This is a genomic window from Trichocoleus sp. DQ-A2, from assembly GCF_039961915.1.
Classification (GTDB): domain Bacteria; phylum Cyanobacteriota; class Cyanobacteriia; order Cyanobacteriales; family FACHB-T130; genus FACHB-T130.
Genome location: NZ_JAMPKD010000037.1, coordinates 1 through 17,428 on the forward strand (window position 1 = coordinate 1; position 17,428 = coordinate 17,428).

Sequence of the window (17,428 nt, forward strand, 5' to 3'; positions counted from 1 at the left end):
AACTTAATTGAAATCTTATGGAAGTTTATGAAATATGAATGGATAGAGATAGAGGCTTATCGGGACTGGAAAAGTTTAGTAAAGTATGTCAAAAATGTGCTAAAAAAAGTCGGAACCGAATATGTAATTAATTTTGCTTAAGCACTTATCTACAGTGAAATAAAGGTTAGTTGGAGAGTAAAAGTTGACAGAGTTTACCTACAGTCCGCCGGAATCGCCAGCTTTTCTCCATACGCTTAGGAGCTACCTGCGAGCGATAAAAAAAGATGACATTGACACTCTACTTATCAATTCGACTTACGAAGTTGTTTCATCTGGTTCGTTTTCTCACGTTCGGTGGGACTCTTACGATGCTACTGTAAGATTTTGCGTACCCGTTGCACACCTACCCAAATTCACAGAGAGTGTGAAAAAAGAGTTACTGGCTGCTGTCTATACTGTATTTCCAAAAGAAGTTGGTTATGAAATAAATGACTTAGAAATATCGCCTATTATCGAAGCTCCACCAGATGATGGAAAGCTATTATCAAATTCTGCATCGCTTGTCTCTAGTGGAACTATTGAGCATGACGGCTTAAGGTTTCGCTCTCGCTCTGAAGTGAAAGTTTACAATGAACTAAAGAGGCGAAATGTACTGTTTTTCTCCAATGCAACCGCTGTATTAGGTGGAAAAGATGTGAAAAGAGAGCCAGATTTCTTAGTCTGTCAAGATGGAAAGTGGGGAATTCTGGAGGTTATGGGAGATCAGTATCATCCAAGCGCTACTGCAATGCGAGACCACGACCGAGCAAGGTTATTCAAAGACTATGGATTGTATTTCATTGAATTCTACGATGCTAAAGAATGTTACAACAGTCCTGCTCAGGTTGTTGATGAATTTCTAAAGCATCTGTCAAGATCATAGGAAATCTGAGCAGATAACACCTTGTTGTAGTGGACACAGAGGCGTGTCCCGCTGAGCACACTCCCAAAAACTAGGCAAGAATTTGATTAACTCCCGTCCAAGTATTTGGGTCAGGAAGCAAAGTGAGATCGCCAGCAAGAACGAATAAAGCGATCGCTCCTGTAAATTGGTTTTGTTTGCACGTAGGCGAAGCCTGTGAGCACCAATGATTGGGCTATTCTAGAAGTAGAGTTAGCAAAAGTTGTCGATTAGAGGAGCTATGACAACCGCTACACCAACAACTAATTCACCTCTTGTCCCAAAAAGGCTGCTTTTTTTGGAGTCAATCTGCTGGCAAACAGGAGATGTCTATCGGTTTACTCCGGAGCAAATGCTGAGTCGCTATGAGCGGGGTTGGAAATATCGCCAGCTATTTAGCAATCTTGAAGACGAAGAACTAAGTTTCCTCAAAGAACTTGCAAAACGCTATAATTCCTGGCTACAAGCCTGTTTATGACCTTCAGGTTTGATCACCATCATAAAATTCTCACGATTCTTGAAAGTTTAGATGCTGAGGTACTTAGGAAGGGTTCTGCTTACTTCGGTGGTGGAACCCTTCTTGCACTTGATTTTGAAGAATACCGCTGGAGTAAGGACGTTGATTTTATCTCTCCTGTTGGTGAATCAGGCTACAAATACCTCCGCACAGTCATATTTGATGGTGGATATGAAGCATTGTTTCGCGATCTGAGTAGAATCCAAGTTGGACGTGGCACCACTGACCAGTATGGAATTCGGATGATGGTTATTGTTGATAATATCCCCATCAAGGCTGAAATTATCGCTGAAGCTCGTTTTCAACTAGATCCGCCAAGATATCCAAAGTGGTCATCTGTCGCCTGCTTAAGCCTCAATGACTGTTTCACATCCAAGCTGCTTTCAAATTGCGATCGCTACATGGACGACAGCGTTGAGGCAAGAGATTTAATCGATTTAGCAATTCTTAGGCTGCAATCTTCAATTCCTCAGGAATCAATTGAGAAAGCTGAGAAAGCGTATGAAGTTATACGTCCTTTAAAACTTGCGATCGCACGCTTTCAGGAAAGACCAGATTACAGGCAGGAATGCTTTCTCAATCTGCAAGTTGATAAAGTTCAGATACCCAAAATTATTGACGGTGTTGATTTCCTAGCTACCGATTTAGGCTTGGCTATTACCGAGAGACATTTTAAGGAGCAGCATGATATTTTTACTGATTGAGAAACACAAGAGGGATTAAGGGAAAAGCCATAACCATGCAAAAGTGGTGACACTATGCTAACGGTAACGATTGAGGAAATTCAGCGAGATATTGCAACTTACGTTCACCAAGTCGAAGCAGGTGAGACTCTTATTGTCATGGAAGCAGGAAAGCCAGTTGCTGAAATTAGACCGATTTCGCCAACCGTTAAGCAACTTCGACCTTTTGCTTTGTGTGCTGGAGAGTTCACCGTACCAGATGATTTTGACACTCCTTTACCAAAAGACATTCTGACTGCATTTGAGGGTACATGAAACTACTGTTTGATACCCATGTGTTTCTTTTGTTCATCAGTGGCGATTGTCGATTATCAAATGACCGCAAGGCAGTATCTGCGATCCAGACAATGAGGTATATCTGAGTGTTGTCTCAGTGTGGGAAGCAATTATCAAGTATTAATTAGGCAAGCTACCACTGCCAGAGTCTCCCGGAACTTATCTACCCGAATAGCGCGATCGCATAGCGTGCTGTAAGCATTCGCCATCTCATCGCCAGTCTTCATCCAGAGAAAAATAGTGTTGCTCAACTTGCAAAACTAACCCAAAGTTTTTTTAAGATTTCAAGTAGTGATTGCTATTCTGCATCTATCGCGGGGAATAATAGTATTTAAGTAGATGACGCTATGTTTTTCTTTAGGCAATGAGGAATCAGTTTTAGTAGCAGCGATGAAACTTCGAGAAGCTAGGTCACTAAGGCTTGTGGATATGGAAATGACGATTGGACGATAGTGGTTAATAATTCAACCGTTGAGGGTGAGTGAAGATTTTACAGCTTCATTCTTTGCCTGCTGATTAAGCAGCTCGGTCACAGTTTCATCTGAAAGTTCAGGAGATTCCATAAGCGCGAAGCGTGAAAATTACTGAACTCTTGAACACCTTGTTAAGCAGTAATTATACGGAAGGTTTGGGGAGCAGCAAACTAGCTTCCTGAAACACTTTGCTCTTGAAAGCTAGATTTTACTTCAACTCTAACGCCCTGAATTGGAGCAGAACATGATTCAAACTACAGATACAGCTAAGTTTTCGACGACTGACCTAAATCGCTTTGCTGAAGAACTCAATCGAGATGGAATTTGTGTGATTCGGGGTCTGTTTGACAGAAGATTAATCGAAGAGTGGGGAGACGCTTTTAATGAATTATTCCAAAAGCGCCAAAATCAACCGGGTGGTCTGGCACCTCGCGAACAAGCCCGCTTCTATCTAACCTTCCCCTGGGTTGCTCCCTTTGCCAATGTAGATGTGTTTGCGAATCCAGTCATTTTGGGGATTCTCAATCGCGTATTCTACCAAGAATATAAGATGGTGCAATTGGGGGCTGATATTCCAGTACAGGGTTCGGATTACCAAGAAATTCACCGGGACTTTCGCCCACTTTTCTCAGATCAGATAGTAACGCCACTCTATGCGCTGGCGGTTAACTTTCCGCTGGTAGAAGTAACGGCGGACAATGGGCCGTTTCAAATGGCGCGGGGGACTCATGTCTTACCTCGTGAGGAAGGGTTAGTGAAAGTGGCTGCTGGCGAAATTCCGATGGAATCCTTTTATATGCAGCCGGGTGATGTGATGATTCGGTCGCCGCTGGCGCTGCATCGAGGCTCACCCAACCGGACAAACACACCGAGACCGATGGTTGTGATGGGCTATGTGATGCATTGGCTGCATACCGCGAAAGTGGACTTGACTGTGCAACGAGACTATTATGAAAGTCTGCCAGAGGAAATAAGGGAATTACTGCGGTGCCAGGTGGTGGAGCAGTTGCCAGAGAACAAAGTTGAAACCTACGTGAATTTCAAGTATTAGGACGATAATGTCTCAATTTGAGCCGACGCCTGAAGAATTCCCTAGCAAGCGCACCTATACCAATCCGGTGTACAACGGCTATTTTGCCGATCCGTTTGTTTGGGAACACGAGGGAGTATATTACGCAATCGGCACGGGTGCAGCAGAAGCAGAGGGAGAGGTGGACGAAATCGGCAAACAGCGCGTCTTTCCCCTCTTGCGTTCTGAGGACTTTGTAAGCTGGGAGTTTGCGGGTAATGCACTGCTGCGCCCAGACGCTGCTTTGGGAGATAACTATTGGGCACCCGAAGTTGCTTATTGCGATCGCAAGTTCTATCTCTACTACTCCGTAGGACACGAAGACAAGCGGCATCAGTTACGGGTTGCAACGAGCGATCGCCCGTTGGGACCTTATCAAGACATCGGTGAACCCCTCATAGACCCTGAATCGTGTTCTTTCGCCATCGATCCTCATGCCTTTCGGGATGACGATGGGCAATGGTATCTGTTCTACGCCCGCGATTTCTTGGATACAGAAGGCGGAGTAAGGGCTGGAACGGCGCTGATGGTAGACCGATTGATAGGGATGACAAAACTGGCTGGAGAGGGGAAAGTTGTTTTACGCGCCCGCTCTGACTGGCAGCGGTTTCTGGCAAACCGTTTGATGTACGGCGATCGCTATGATTGGCATACCTTAGAAGGTCCCAGTGTCCGCAAACATGGCGATCTCTACTACTGCTTTTACAGTGGTGGGTGCTGGGAAACGGAAAACTACGGTGTCGATTATGGTGTTGCAGATAGCGTCATGGGTCCCTACTCCGATGAAGGGAATGAAGCGGGTCCCCGCGTATTGAAAACTGTTGTCGATCGGGTTCTCGGTCCCGGTCATAACTCGATCGTTGTCGGTCCCGATGGTAAAACTGATTACATCGCTTACCATGCTTGGGACACGGGCAGGTCAGCGCGGCGAATGTGCTTAGATAAATTGATTTGGACGGCGGATGGCCCGCGCTGTGAGGGTCCCACCTGGACATCGCAGACTATCTAACAGCGAATAGCGATCGCGCTTGCCGAAACCGTAGCAATTCGAGCGACTTACGTCCGACTGCCGGCGGCAAGATGTCAAGTGCGATCGCTATTGAGGAGTGTCATGTATACGGGCAATTCTCTGGAAAGATTTTTAGCCTAGAATCCAGGTTACAGAAATTGGCGACCGTCCTTCTTTTCACCAAAATCAGCGAAGAACCTTAGCCACTATGCCACCTGATCGGGAACTTTGGGTAACTTGATGATAAAGCTTGTTCCCTTGCCTTCAGCGCTTTCAACTTCAATCGTCCCTTCATGTGCTTCAGTAATACTCTTTACCAAAAATAATCCTAGTCCCCATCCCGTTTGCTCCTCAGCAGAGATAGTTCGACGAAATTGTTGAAATAGGATTGATTGAGCGTCTAGGCTAATCGGATCGCCTTCATTATGGATAGTAAGGCTGATCTGCGTTTCAGTTTGCTGAAGCGTGAGTGTAATCGGCGTGCCAGACGCCCCATATTTCACAGCGTTAACTGCTAAGTTTTCAATCACCCGCCGTATTTCTTTACGGCTGCAATAACTCCTGATATCAGAATCACAAACCACAACAAACCGATCTCCATAAGCGAAGCTCAAATCCTCTACTACCTCTTGAACTAGCACCTCTAAATCGCATTCTTCAAATTCAATCTTTAAACTCTGCCCTGTCCGCAGCCGACTTGCATCAAGCAGATTTTGAATCATCGAATCCAGCCGATTGATTGCATTGAGCATCCTCGCGGCTATATCCACGTGGCTATCTCCTCGTTCCACCCGACGCAGAGTCAGTTGAGTTCCCATTTTTACAACATTAAGGGGGCCTCTGAGGTCGTGAGTTAGCGTCACCATAAATAGCTCTTGAATATCTCGCAGCGTCTCGGAGAATTGAGTGGCAGCGTCATTAACGGCTTGCTCGATGGAGTCGATAATGATGTCTCGTTCCCTCACGTCTAAAGGTGCTTCTTCCTCTAAAACTTGAAAGATGACTTGACGAAGGATGTGGTACTCGAAAATGAGTTGAGTCATGGAGTAGTCGGCATAACCGGCCCGCTCATGCCCATGCTTCTTGCCAATCCGAGTGCTTTCTACCTTGTCGGCTGCGATTCGGGCAGGTGTCCTGTCAATTCTGTTTGAGAGTTCATCTACCAGTTGGTTTAAGTACAGAGGTAGCGAATTTCGTAAAACAAGAGACTCATGATGCATTGATGCTTTGACTTCATCACGCGCCCGCTCCTCCCACAGATGCATAATTCTTTCAGCATTTTGCTTAAGACGGTCAGACGCTTGATTAGACATCGTTCTTGATTCTCTGCATGCGTGCAGGTAAGGGAAAGTTTCCAAGATGTGGGTTTGATTGAGTTTGAGCAGGTTCGGGCAGCAAGCAACAGAAGTTGCAATGCCTCTGTATACCCCGTCAAGTAGCAGACAAGGTTAAATTACCAAAGATTGTAAGTAGTTTGGACAAGCAGCAGAAAGATATAATTGTAGCGAACTGCAAACCCAAACGCTTCAAACCGCTTTCCAATACAAAACTGAAACTACATTAAATTGCAAATAAAAGGTTAGTCTAAACCCCCATAGCTGCAAATCAAATCACATTATCTGTAAACCGACTGCAAACATAATTTTGAAACCACATTATCTACCAATAGCTTTGGGGTAAGCGAAAAAAAACTGCTCAAGGATTATTTTTAACTACTACAGTCCGATTTATACCACTTCATTCGGGCATATATGTCTGGTCAACAAGTCCTTTTAATTCGGATACTTTTGGTAATATATTGTAAAAACTAGCGTTGGTCAATCAAACTGCTACTTGATGAAGAGGAACTTGATGCACAAAAGAAACCAGTAATGCAATTTTCTGATCGCTTTAGTGTGTATCTCTCTCAGAGTACAATTATGTCGGTTTCGTTTCCTGACGATGAGATTTAACCCCTCACTACATTAAACGGCTGGATGAAAGCGCTTGACGTATCGGAGTTGACAATTCTTAATGGGTCTGGAGCGTTATGGGTATACGCGCGATCGCCCTAGCCCAAAAACAGATTCCTGAGTTCTGGCTGTCATCCCTATAGCTAAGCCTAAACGTATCGAGAAATGGCATCAACGCCTCCATCTCCTGGGGAGGTACTGCCATTCTCACTACAATTCGCCCGTAATCGGCGCTGTTGTTGCAGTAGCGACTTCAGTTCTTGTCAAACCCATCTCCCGGCTGATTTCGGTAGTTAGAAAGGTTTTATTTATACTTAGTATAAAAATTTCCTATATCTTTTTAGCGGCTCAATTGCCATACAGTGGTTCTACGCATCAGATGTTGCGTAGAACCACTGTGTCACTTCAGTCATGATTAAAACCTTTTTCAAATTCTTGGTTATCCAGGATGGGGAGTAGATATGGATACAAGCCTGATCGTTTCTAATATCCTAAATCCACCAATCCTATTCTTCTTTCTAGGTATGGTGGCAGTTTTTGTTAAATCGGATCTGGAAATTCCGGCTCCTTTCCCCAAGTTACTGTCACTTTATCTACTATTTTCTATTGGCTTTAAGGGAGGAGTAGAACTGATTAAAAGCGGCTTAACCCAGGAAGTGATATTCACCATGCTGGCAGCCGTATTGATGGCGTGTGCCGTCCCGATCTATACCTTTTTTATCCTGAAGCTGAAGCTGGATATCTACGATGCAGCAGCGATCGCCGCGACTTATGGCTCCATCAGTGCCGTAACTTTTATCACGGCAGGAGCTTTTTTGACCGAGTTGGGGATTGATTATGATGGTTATATGGTTGCAGCCCTAGCGCTTATGGAATCTCCGGCTATCATCGTCGGGCTGATTCTGGTCAATCTATTCACACCCAGCCAGGGAGATCGGGACTTTTCCTGGCCCGAAGTGTTGCAAGAAGCCTTCCTGAATAGCTCCGTATTTCTGCTGGTTGGTAGCCTGATCATCGGAGTCCTAACTGGAGAACGCGGTTGGCACACTTTAGAACCCTTTACTCAGGGATTGTTCTACGGTATCCTGACCTTCTTTTTGCTCGACATGGGGTTGGTTGCAGCTAGAAGGATTAAGGACTTGCAAAAAACGGGCGTTTTTCTCATTTCTTTTGCAATACTAATCCCAATCCTCAATGCAGGCATTGGAATTTTGATTGCAAAATTCATCGGAATGCCCAAGGGGGACGCGCTCTTATTTGCGGTACTTTGTGCAAGTGCTTCTTATATTGCTGTTCCCGCCGCTATGCGTTTAACGGTTCCTGAAGCGAATCCTAGCTTGTACGTTTCTACCGCACTAGCTGTAACGTTTCCTTTCAACATCATTGTCGGAATTCCCGTATATCTGTACGGCATTGAGATGCTTTGGAGATAACATCATGCATTCAGTTAAACGAATAGAAGTCATTGCAAATTCAGTTGAACTTGGCAAAATTTTAGACAGTTTAAAAAAATCAGGTGTAACCGGGCACCTAGTTATCCGAAATGTTGCCGGACAGGGGCTTAGAGGGGGTTCTGAAGATTTAGATATGACGATGCTGGATAATGTCTATGTCATCGCATTTTGTGCGCCAGAAAAACTTAAAGGTGCTGTGGAAATTATTCGACCAATCCTCAACAAGTTTGGAGGCAGTTGTTACATTTCTGATGCGATGGAAATTCGCTCGACGAGATGCGTTGCTTCATTGTAAGGCGGCTGTTTCTATCTTCTGTGAAATCTGAAGAAACTAAAAAACAAAAATAAAGTCTAGCTTCGGCTTTGAACTTTGAATCGTTTATTCTGCAACTTTTACTTCTTCAATAGCGATGAATCAAAACAATGGGTTGATGGGGCGGCGCAATTTCTTGAATTTAACGGGAACTGGCGGAATAGCACTGATGGCTGCTGTGACAGGAAGTGCATTCTGGGGTGTGCAAGCAAATCGAGCGATCGCAGCGACCGTTGAGCCTCCCAGCCCTGATGCCGCCCTAAAACGGTTGATGGAGGGCAATCAACGGTTTGTGCAACACAAGGCTAAACATCCCGATCAATCAGAGGCACGGGTTAAAGAAATTGCCCAAGCACAACACCCTTTTGCAACGCTGCTAACCTGCGCGGATTCGCGGGTATCTGCGGAAATTTTGTTTGACGAAGGACTCGGTGACTTATTTGATATCCGGGTTGCCGGAAATATTGTGACTCCAGAAGTGCTTGGCAGTTTGGAATACGCTGTCGCTATCCTCGGTACTCCTGTGATTATGGTTTTAGGTCACGAACGCTGTGGTGCTGTCACTGCCGCAGTCCAGGGGGAACGTCTCCCTGGAAGCATGAATTCTTTTGTTAAAGCCATCAAACCTGCGATCGCTAAGACAAAAGATGAATCAGGCGATCCGGTTGATAACGCTGTAGTTGCAAACGTTCGGTATCAAATTGAGAAATTAAAACAAAATTCAACGATCGTTTCGGAACGATTGCTAGATGACAAGCTCAAAATTGTCGGAGGTCGTTACGATCTGGATACCGGAAAAGTCACATTGATTTAGGATTGCGTATAGCAGACATCTGAATTTCCGGCAACGCTGATTCCACTGCTGCGAACATTCGCTCTGCTAACGCTGAGACTAGATAAATTCGCCCCTACTCTCTCTGCTGGATTCTGGTTGGAATAGATGGCTAGGGGCGTTTGCATAGCTTGGTAGATAAACCCCGCAGGTAAATAAGACTACTTGGGACAAGCGTACCTAACATTCGGCTTTGAGTAATTAATACAAGGCATAGAAGTTTAGTCTGTACAGTCAGAATCTTCGTCATTACTTTCTGAAGTATCTATGCTGTCTTGTGGACTAACAGCATACTCCTTAGCCTTAATTGCAAAAGGAAAAGGCAAGGGTAAAGATACGTCATCTGCAAAATAAGGCCAGCGATTTCTCAGAGCATGTACTAAACATACAAGTCTCTCTTCTTCAATATCTGGATGGTGAATAACTGCTATTTCCAATGGCTTTGGATTGGCTGCTGGAGCGCCACCATTATCTAAGCGTGATTGACGCTTTGCTAGAGGATACTTCTCAGTTATTAACAAATTTCTAAGACTGAGATAAACCGCATCCTCTTTTGAGTCACATACTTCTTCCCATTTAAAGATTCCCCCAACTGTACGTCTAGTACCTGATTCACCTTCTGCGATAGCTACAGGGGTTTCCCCTCGTTCTAATTCTCTAAGGCGAACTATCCACAAGCGATCGCACTCTGAGTTATTTAATTGTCGTGCTAGTCCATCCGGTAGTTTATTTTTAGGTAACTGAGGATTTTTTAACCAGGGTAATAAATCTCGTGCATTTTGCGCTGATGCCATAAATAATACACGCGGTAACTCCTTGCCCTCAGCAGGCAAATTCAAGCAGCTTTTCAGGCATTGGCTGACAAATTGTCCAATACGTTGCTGTTCAGCTTGTTTGCGATCCTTACTAAGGGTTTCTTCCCCAGATTCAGGAGTTGATTCATCTGCCCACTTTTCGTCAAGTAATCGCTTAAGTCCTTGTGGATAAGAAAGCCAACCTTGAGTACTAAAGATTGAAGAAGTTGTTAGTTGTATTTCTCCAGTTGCTGCATTAACTCTAACCATCAGCGCAACTTTTACGTCTTTGCCATTAACTGTAGTTTTGCGATTACGACGGATGACATAAAAACAAGTTAACCATAAATTGGAACTCAATCCGTCTAGTTCCATCCCTACAATAGGGTTAGGCATTGCGCCTAATTGACGGAGTAGGTCTATAACCGCACGTTTAAAACGTTCTTGGTCTGCTTTTATTTTTCTCTTACTATTACTCAGAGCATGAATATGCTGATTGGGATAGCCTTTTTTCATTGCTCCAATCCGCCATGCCAGTTTCGGATCTGCTTCTTTTGGAAAGTAATCTCGTTTTTGCTTAATTTCGACAATAACTCCACAGAGTCCAGTTGGATTGGGAAGATAGTTAGCGATCGCTCTAATTCGCTCCTCCATGAATTTTCTGCGTAGCTGCTGTCTCTGTTGAGGGTGAAGATTTGCTGGAATATCTAACGGTTGCGTCAAGTCAGAAACATGAAATGTCTGAATTTTAACGCTTCCTATTATTCCGCTATAAATCTGTTCATCATTTGTTGGTTGCAGGTCAAGTAATTGGCAAATTTCGTAAATAATCGCATCTCTACAAGATTCTGTTTCCCAAACTATCAAGATAGATAAAGTGTTTTGATTGCATAATTGCAGTACTGCTTTTTGAGCATACTCAGGTTGTAGCATTTGCACCTTACGCTTTCCTGCCCTTGAGTCCCATAAATCTCTTAACAGTGAATCTTGAGAAGGTTTGAAGGCAGTGAGAATGTTGGCTTTACCTACTCTTTCTACAGGGAGGCGATCGCAAATTGCTTGATCGAGGCTAGCAAGATCTCGCGGACTCACACCAGGTAGACACAGAGTTTTTATTCCGCTACTGCTGTAACTACTGTGATAAGCGATCACAGTTTGTATTTCTCTAATTGATAAATTTTCAGAATGCCAATTTGTGTCTGGTTGTTGAATAATCTCTTGTAAATCTGGTAATTGACAGTCATTGATAGCTAATAATTCCTTTAATGCACGAGGCCAGCTTAATTGTCCATTTAGACGTTGTACTCTAATTTGCATAAATCTGAGAGTTTGACGTTCCCCATCTAACCATCGGTATGAATCACCGATATGAACGGTAACACTAGGGTAAGGTAATCCCTTAAACGGGCTATCAATCCAACGTCGAATAGATAGAGTGTGATATACAACTGGCTCTTTACGCCAAGGAATTGTTTGCACTGAGAAGGAAATAACAAAAGATATTTTCGCTACTGCAACTTCTTCTCCTCTTTTCAAACCCGTAACTTCTATTGGTGGCCAAGACATTAACTCAGCCGCTTGTCCCACAACGCGGTAAAACTTTAGTTGGAAAGAGTGATTTTCACCTGCAAAGCTAATTTCTGGGTGTTCTAATAATTGGTCAACTAGGTAATCAGGAATAGCCGAAAAAAAGAGATTATTTTGCTGATATTCTGCTAATAAGTTCTCAAGTGGATAAAAGAGTGGCTTTTCATCCCATTCCCAAAGTCGCTCGTCTAGCCGAGAAAGAGTTGATTCAACTTCGTCCTCACTTAAACAGATAAATTCTTCCCGTAACCAATTTTTAATCAGTTCTGGTAAATACGAAATCTCTACTTTTTCTTTTGCAACTATCCAATGATTGCCATTTTCTTTCCAAGCATTACGCTCAGTTTTAATGATTTGAGGAAAGCTAGCTGTAACAATCCGATCAAGGGAATAAACAGGCACAGATGGATAACCTTTGCCTTGCATTGTATATCGTTTTTGAGCGAGTGCCTGAGCCGCTCGTTGCCAAGTAGGAGGTACTGTAATTGTAAATAGTTCAAATTTTTTATCTGAACGTAATGACCATGCTCCAGGTAAAAGTGTTTTAACTGCCATATTGCAATCCTTTGGTTTGTGTAAGTGCTGTAAAGAAATCGTTGTAGAGCGATCGCGCTAGCGTAACCTCGTAAGGAGATTTATTATTTCCCTCAATAGCTTGTTGCAAAATCTCGCAGATTCCGAGCAATAGAGAGGTTGCGGTCGTATCAAGCTGTTGAAAATCAGATTCCGCCAATTCAGGCGCAAATTTGGCATCTAAGAAATGGACAATACAAGGTACATTTCCCCTTACCAATCGCCCAATTACTTGCCAAATACTAACAAGTTGATTCCAGCAGAGGACTTGACGCTCTTGTTCAGTTAGTTGATCGAACCTGAAGGCACGACAATTGAGCCTATTCAGTTCAGTAATAGCAAGACGGTAAAAGCGCTCCTCAAAGTCTGATAGCGATCGCGAACTCAAGTTAATGTAGTTGGCTGAATCTGCATAGTTTTCCAGCGCCCAGGTATTTAGTTGTCTTACTGTCGATTGCCAATCATCAGGAACTGGCATAGGTCTGCAAAAGAAGAGTGCAGCACCAAAAGCAGCAATTTTTTGCTCGTTGAGAATGTTGTATCCGCGTTCTAAAGCCATCAAAGGCGCAACTACTATTTTCGTGGGAAGTTTGTTGAGATCCCCGATCTGACTGCGGCGGATACCATGAAGTGATTTTGGGGCACTATCGCGCCGTAATACAGCAACATCATCAATATTGCACGTTGGATAATGCCGATTGAGTTGTTCTTTAACCCAGTCTGCCTCGTCATAACTATTGGTGATAACCAGAATTCGTTGGCGATCGCTCCAATATTTTGACTCTGTTTGTTCGCGGTTTTTTAAATCTTCCAGAAGTTCGTCCAGAAAACTTTTGATTCCTCCTGTTGTACGACACAATGCTCCAACCATTTCAATAGCAGCTGCTCGACGTACATCCGTATACAACCCAGAAATCGCAATAGGCTGACTCCTTACACTTTTTTGTGGACTAAACGCAAATTCACTGTCTCTGATACCAATTCCATTTTTCTGACTTGGTTCCAACAGCACTTGTGGACGAACTGCAATATTGTAAACAGGTGAGCCTGGTGCATAACTTGTACCAGAAATTAAAATTGTATGCGCCCCATCCAAACCATCTGCGGCAAATAGTGTGGGAAAATTTAGTAGTAAAGCTCGACCAACGCCAACATACCGGAAATAGTCAAGTTTCCCTCCAGGTGCCTTCTCTTCCCTGCTGTATCGAAAACCTAAAATATTACCTACTGGAGCATTTGGAATGACAGGTAAATAATCGCGGGGTGGACGGTAAACCAGTGCTTGACTCAACTCATGCAAATCTAGAAAACGACTAACTGCTGGCAAGCGATCGACAAGAAAGGTTAAACGATTATCTAAAACAGCGATCGCAATGGCAAGTAATGTTTTGCGTTGGAAAGATTCCCATTCATCCCCTGTAGGTAAGAGATAGTTATGTTCTTTTGCCCATTTACGCCACCAGTCTGCGACCTCTGGTAACACTTCCTCAAGTCCTTCAAGTGCCAGTAGTGCTAAGGCAATTTGGCTCAGTTCTTTTCCTTGACGCATATCTAGGGGAGCTGATAGAAACCCTTCCAGGGTTTGCATCAGAACCTGCTGACGTTCGCGCTGTTTTAGGGATGGCAAACCAGCTAAAATTTGCTGTTGTTTTTGTTGATAGCGTTGTTGGCGCGTTTGACGAGATGGTGGATTAGATGAAATTACTGTTGCTGAAGAGTTTTCTTGCAAATCAATTAGTTCTCTAACTAAGCGGGCAAAAAGCGATCGCCCAGTAAAAGGGGTAGGCCCAAGCCAACCTGAGAGTTTATTATCGTTGTAGAGTTGATGACAAATTCGATCGGTCGCAATTTGGGCATTATCACTGGCACGTTTCCAATCAGCTAATAAGTTTCCAGCCAAACGACTGCGATTAGAAGTGTAAATTGCGGAAACATTAATGCCAAGGCGATTGAGAAAAGAACTGCCAGAATTATCGAGCAAAACTTCGCTAGGAGCAAAAGCTTCATCAAGTTGAACCTGTACGCGATCAGCTTCATCAACAAATAGAAAATCGCATTCTCGATAAACTGCTTCAGCAAACGTCAGTTTTGTATTAGATAGTTGGAGTGGAACTCGTGTATGAATCCAGCTACTAGGCGTAAGCACCCAAACCATTGCCTGAGCAGTATCTCGCTCAATTTGGTGACGAGGACATTTGTAATAAAGCGGACAGGTGGAAGTAGAAGTCGCTCCTTCTTCTTCCCAAACTTCGTCTTCATCTTCACCTTTGGGAGACTTTTCTTTTTGGTATAGTGTATGACAAGGTTCCGCTCCAAAACTCCATTTTTCTTCCGCTTGAACCAGCCCAAGCAAGGGACAAATAGGACTAAACCATCGCCAAGCTGGATGAACACCTCCCTGCGAAATGTCTTCTCCTCCCTGCGAAAGGATTGGTTCAGAAATTTTATTGAATTGCTCAAAGCGCTTATTACCCAGGATAGGAACTGCTGGAATCTCAAACTGATGGGCAAACTTTGAGGCAATCCGAACCGCACTCGCTACATCATTAACAATGAGCGCACATCGTCGCTCTTGCTTGGCTAGATGATAAATCAAAATTTCAATAAAGGTTGATTTACCAACATTGAGGAGTCCAACAATATGCACGAGTTGATTAATGGTTAACTCTGAGCCTGTTTGAAAATCATTACTACTTTGGCAATAGAGTTGTAATGCAATGTTTTGTAAGCGAGCGCAATAGTTTTCCTTTTGATAACCCAGTTTTTCCAGTTTTTCGTCCATTTCACGAGCAGTTTCGCGCAATTGTGCTACAGAAACCGTTACCGATGGATTTTGGGCAGTTCTGGTAAGCCTGAAAGTAACTTCAGAATCAGGAGCCAACTGAGCAACACTTGCAGGAATGGCAATTGGCACTTCAACAGGAGCTTGTCCTTTATGAGTAATACGTGCGTACCAAGTGCCTTCAGTTGCTAACTCAACTTTTTTTTGACGATGAAGAGGAGTTTTTTCAAGAGTCGCTTGATATAGTCGGTGGCGCGTTGGATAGATACTTGTGGGAATATCTTGGGGCGGATCGTCCTTAGAGGCAAGATTGAAGCCACGCAATATTACAGGCAGTTCTAAATACTCAGCAAGATAGCGTTCCCAGTCTTTACCTTTGCGACCGACTAGGTAGAAACGAGCATTCTGTACCAGTCGCCAGTTGTCCTCATTTTGAAGGGTTTCACTTGGGTAACGATAGCCTGTCAGCAGTGCCGATACTGCGATCGCGGGATTGTCTGGAGCCACTCGCTGCAATAGTGCAAGACCAAGTTCCACTTCAGCAATCAAAAGAGCGATGCGAACAATCTCACGTTGCTGGTCTTTAGGAGATGCGTTAAGTAATTTTGCACTAACATGATTTTTCAAATCTACTGATTGCTTCAGTAGTTTGCGGAAGGGTTTACTCCAAGTAGAAATGTCACGCATGGTTTTTCCCCTCCACAATGGCTTTAGCTTTGTCAATAATTTCGCTGATTAAGCGCAGGCGAACTCCACCAAGTTGGGGTTCAAGGCGATCGCGCACAACTTTGATTCGCAGGTGCCGATTGTTCTCATCTGGGAAAACGGCAAACGTTGCTTTAGTATCTGAGCGATATCTCACCGATTTGAGGCGTTCTAGATCCAGATATGCCCAGTCTTTCAAATCAATTGCCCAACGCTGCCTGCGCCCAAAATCAACCAGTAGATCATATTCATCAATTTCTGGCCAAAGTGTGACGCTAATACCTAATTGAGTTAACTGGTTGTACAGTTCAACTTCCCAAATTCCTGGGATAGTTCCATAGCGGTGAATTCCAGGCGTAACGACTTTATATTCCTCAGCCTCTTCAGCAGAAATAATTAGTACGCGATTGAGATTCTTTTCGATACGTAAGCGATCGCATTCAGGACTACGACAGCCATAGCTATTATCTGATTTACGACGTTGCGGATACTGACAGCGTGGACAAAAACGATAAACATCCTCAGACTGGAGTTGTGGGAGATCGATGTATGCACTTGAGACAAAATCTCGTATTGGTCTCAAAGCAGAGGAAGTCATTACTTGACGATACTCTCGGTAGCGTAAAACAGGTTGGGTAATGATTAACTTGCGAAATTCCCGATAAGCTTCTTCTTTCTGAAACTGTCGGCAGTATAAAAGAACATCATGCAAAAGTTTTTCCTGAACTTGTCTCTCTGTGTCGCTGCCCTCAACGTGCCACTGAAGAGTAAATTCAGATAATAAACCATCCTCAATCAGAGACACATCATCAGCTAAATATTTCAATTCCTTTTTAGCAGGCTTCCATTCAGCTAGTGGACGGTTTGCCCAGTCAAAGAATTCAGATAGATTTTGCGGTGCTTCCTCATCCCTTTGTAATAAAGAAGTCAAGTAAGCACGCGAAAGTCCCAATCTGAAAGCTTCTGGAACTTGATTAATTTCGTCTGACAAGCCTTCCCATTCAACAAGACCTGTTGCCAGATAGCGAAGCGTTTCGGCAACTGAAAGATTAGGTTCAGACTGAACTGTTGGGTCAGGTTGAAGCAACCGTATACTCCGAGCCATGTTATCCTCCCAGTCCACATCAACACCCCGCATGGTTTGTAACCACTTCTGAACAGTCGCGCGGCGCTCAGGTGACATACCGAGTTCTACACACAGTTCTTCGAGTGTAGGGCTGTAGTCATGGCTCCTAAACCAGTCTTGGAGAACTTCAAGAATACGCTGACGGTGCCCAGTCACAGGCATCTGTTATCTCCTTTGAATTCAGATGCCCCAATTGTGACTTGGTGTTCTGAGGAAGGCGAGAAAATTTAGCAATGTTTTCTAAATGTTTCTGATGTTTCCAATTTACTTGCTCCCAAGCGTAGTACATCTGCCTATGAAG

At 43.8% G+C, this 17,428-nt stretch carries 14 protein-coding genes and 3 pseudogenes; 11 read left to right on the forward strand and 6 right to left on the reverse strand.

Annotated features, from left to right (window positions below; genetic code table 11):
- The 8 genes and pseudogenes from NC997_RS25230 to NC997_RS25265 form a co-directional block, all read left to right on the forward strand.
- Window positions 1–141 (forward strand): annotated as a pseudogene (locus NC997_RS25230) (IS630 family transposase); the annotation flags it as partial.
- Between the two features lie 265 nt (window positions 142–406).
- A complete protein-coding gene (locus NC997_RS25235) occupies window positions 407–904 on the forward strand; it encodes a hypothetical protein (RefSeq protein ID WP_199302972.1) in 498 nt (165 codons plus the stop codon).
- Window positions 905–1,163: 259 nt separating this feature from the next.
- Window positions 1,164–1,400, forward strand: coding sequence for a hypothetical protein (locus tag NC997_RS25240; RefSeq protein WP_190524781.1), 237 nt, complete (start codon window positions 1,164–1,166; stop codon window positions 1,398–1,400).
- On the forward strand, window positions 1,397–2,143 hold the full coding sequence (locus NC997_RS25245; RefSeq protein ID WP_190524782.1) for a nucleotidyl transferase AbiEii/AbiGii toxin family protein: 747 nt from the start codon (window positions 1,397–1,399) through the stop codon (window positions 2,141–2,143). Before NC997_RS25240 ends, NC997_RS25245 begins: the two co-directional genes overlap by 4 nt.
- Before the next feature lie 54 nt (window positions 2,144–2,197).
- Window positions 2,198–2,437: a type II toxin-antitoxin system Phd/YefM family antitoxin gene (locus NC997_RS25250; RefSeq protein ID WP_190524784.1), complete on the forward strand. Its 240-nt coding sequence runs from the start codon at window positions 2,198–2,200 to the stop codon at window positions 2,435–2,437.
- Window positions 2,434–2,721, forward strand: a pseudogene (locus NC997_RS25255) (type II toxin-antitoxin system VapC family toxin); the annotation flags it as partial. The gene NC997_RS25250 and the pseudogene NC997_RS25255, both read left to right, overlap by 4 nt.
- A 454-nt stretch (window positions 2,722–3,175) precedes the next feature.
- Complete coding sequence (locus NC997_RS25260) at window positions 3,176–3,982, forward strand: phytanoyl-CoA dioxygenase family protein (protein ID WP_190524788.1); 807 nt, start codon at window positions 3,176–3,178, stop codon at window positions 3,980–3,982.
- 7 nt (window positions 3,983–3,989) lie between these two features.
- Window positions 3,990–5,009: a glycoside hydrolase family 43 protein gene (locus NC997_RS25265; protein WP_190524789.1), complete on the forward strand. Its 1,020-nt coding sequence runs from the start codon at window positions 3,990–3,992 to the stop codon at window positions 5,007–5,009.
- Window positions 5,010–5,215: 206 nt separating this feature from the next.
- Here NC997_RS25265 and NC997_RS25270 read toward each other — a convergent pair whose 3' ends face one another.
- Together NC997_RS25270 and NC997_RS25275 are read right to left on the reverse strand one after the other, a co-directional pair.
- Window positions 5,216–6,322 (reverse strand): HAMP domain-containing sensor histidine kinase, encoded by a 1,107-nt coding sequence (locus tag NC997_RS25270; RefSeq protein ID WP_242031243.1) that lies wholly within the window; start codon window positions 6,320–6,322, stop codon window positions 5,216–5,218.
- A 697-nt stretch (window positions 6,323–7,019) separates the two neighbouring features.
- Window positions 7,020–7,202: pseudogene (locus NC997_RS25275) on the reverse strand (hypothetical protein); the annotation flags it as partial.
- 220 nt (window positions 7,203–7,422) lie between these two features.
- On the opposite strand from NC997_RS25275, the gene NC997_RS25280 reads away from it, so the two are divergent.
- The 3 genes from NC997_RS25280 to NC997_RS25290 all read left to right on the forward strand — a co-directional run bounded on the left by NC997_RS25280 (window position 7,423) and on the right by NC997_RS25290 (window position 9,542).
- Complete coding sequence (locus NC997_RS25280; protein WP_190412389.1) at window positions 7,423–8,394, forward strand: sodium-dependent bicarbonate transport family permease; 972 nt, start codon at window positions 7,423–7,425, stop codon at window positions 8,392–8,394.
- Window positions 8,395–8,398: 4 nt separating this feature from the next.
- Window positions 8,399–8,710 (forward strand): P-II family nitrogen regulator, encoded by a 312-nt coding sequence (locus NC997_RS25285; RefSeq protein WP_190412390.1) that lies wholly within the window; start codon window positions 8,399–8,401, stop codon window positions 8,708–8,710.
- Window positions 8,711–8,825: 115 nt separating this feature from the next.
- Window positions 8,826–9,542: a carbonic anhydrase gene (locus NC997_RS25290; RefSeq protein WP_190524790.1), complete on the forward strand. Its 717-nt coding sequence runs from the start codon at window positions 8,826–8,828 to the stop codon at window positions 9,540–9,542.
- Here NC997_RS25290 and NC997_RS25295 read toward each other — a convergent pair.
- From NC997_RS25295 to NC997_RS25310, 4 genes are all read right to left on the reverse strand, one after another.
- Entirely contained in the window at window positions 9,539–9,688 is a 150-nt protein-coding gene (locus NC997_RS25295) for a hypothetical protein (RefSeq protein ID WP_348257832.1), read from the reverse strand. The genes NC997_RS25290 and NC997_RS25295 overlap by 4 nt on opposite strands.
- A gap of 93 nt (window positions 9,689–9,781) precedes the next feature.
- On the reverse strand, window positions 9,782–12,496 hold the full coding sequence (locus NC997_RS25300; RefSeq protein WP_190524791.1) for a DUF3962 domain-containing protein: 2,715 nt from the start codon (window positions 12,494–12,496) through the stop codon (window positions 9,782–9,784).
- Window positions 12,486–15,983, reverse strand: a complete 3,498-nt coding sequence (locus NC997_RS25305; protein WP_190524792.1) for a hypothetical protein — start codon at window positions 15,981–15,983, stop codon at window positions 12,486–12,488. Before NC997_RS25305 ends, NC997_RS25300 begins: the two co-directional genes overlap by 11 nt.
- Window positions 15,976–17,289 (reverse strand): Fis family transcriptional regulator, encoded by a 1,314-nt coding sequence (locus NC997_RS25310; protein ID WP_190524793.1) that lies wholly within the window; start codon window positions 17,287–17,289, stop codon window positions 15,976–15,978. The genes NC997_RS25305 and NC997_RS25310 overlap by 8 nt, the downstream gene beginning before the upstream one ends.
- Between the last annotated feature and the right edge of the window lie 139 nt (window positions 17,290–17,428).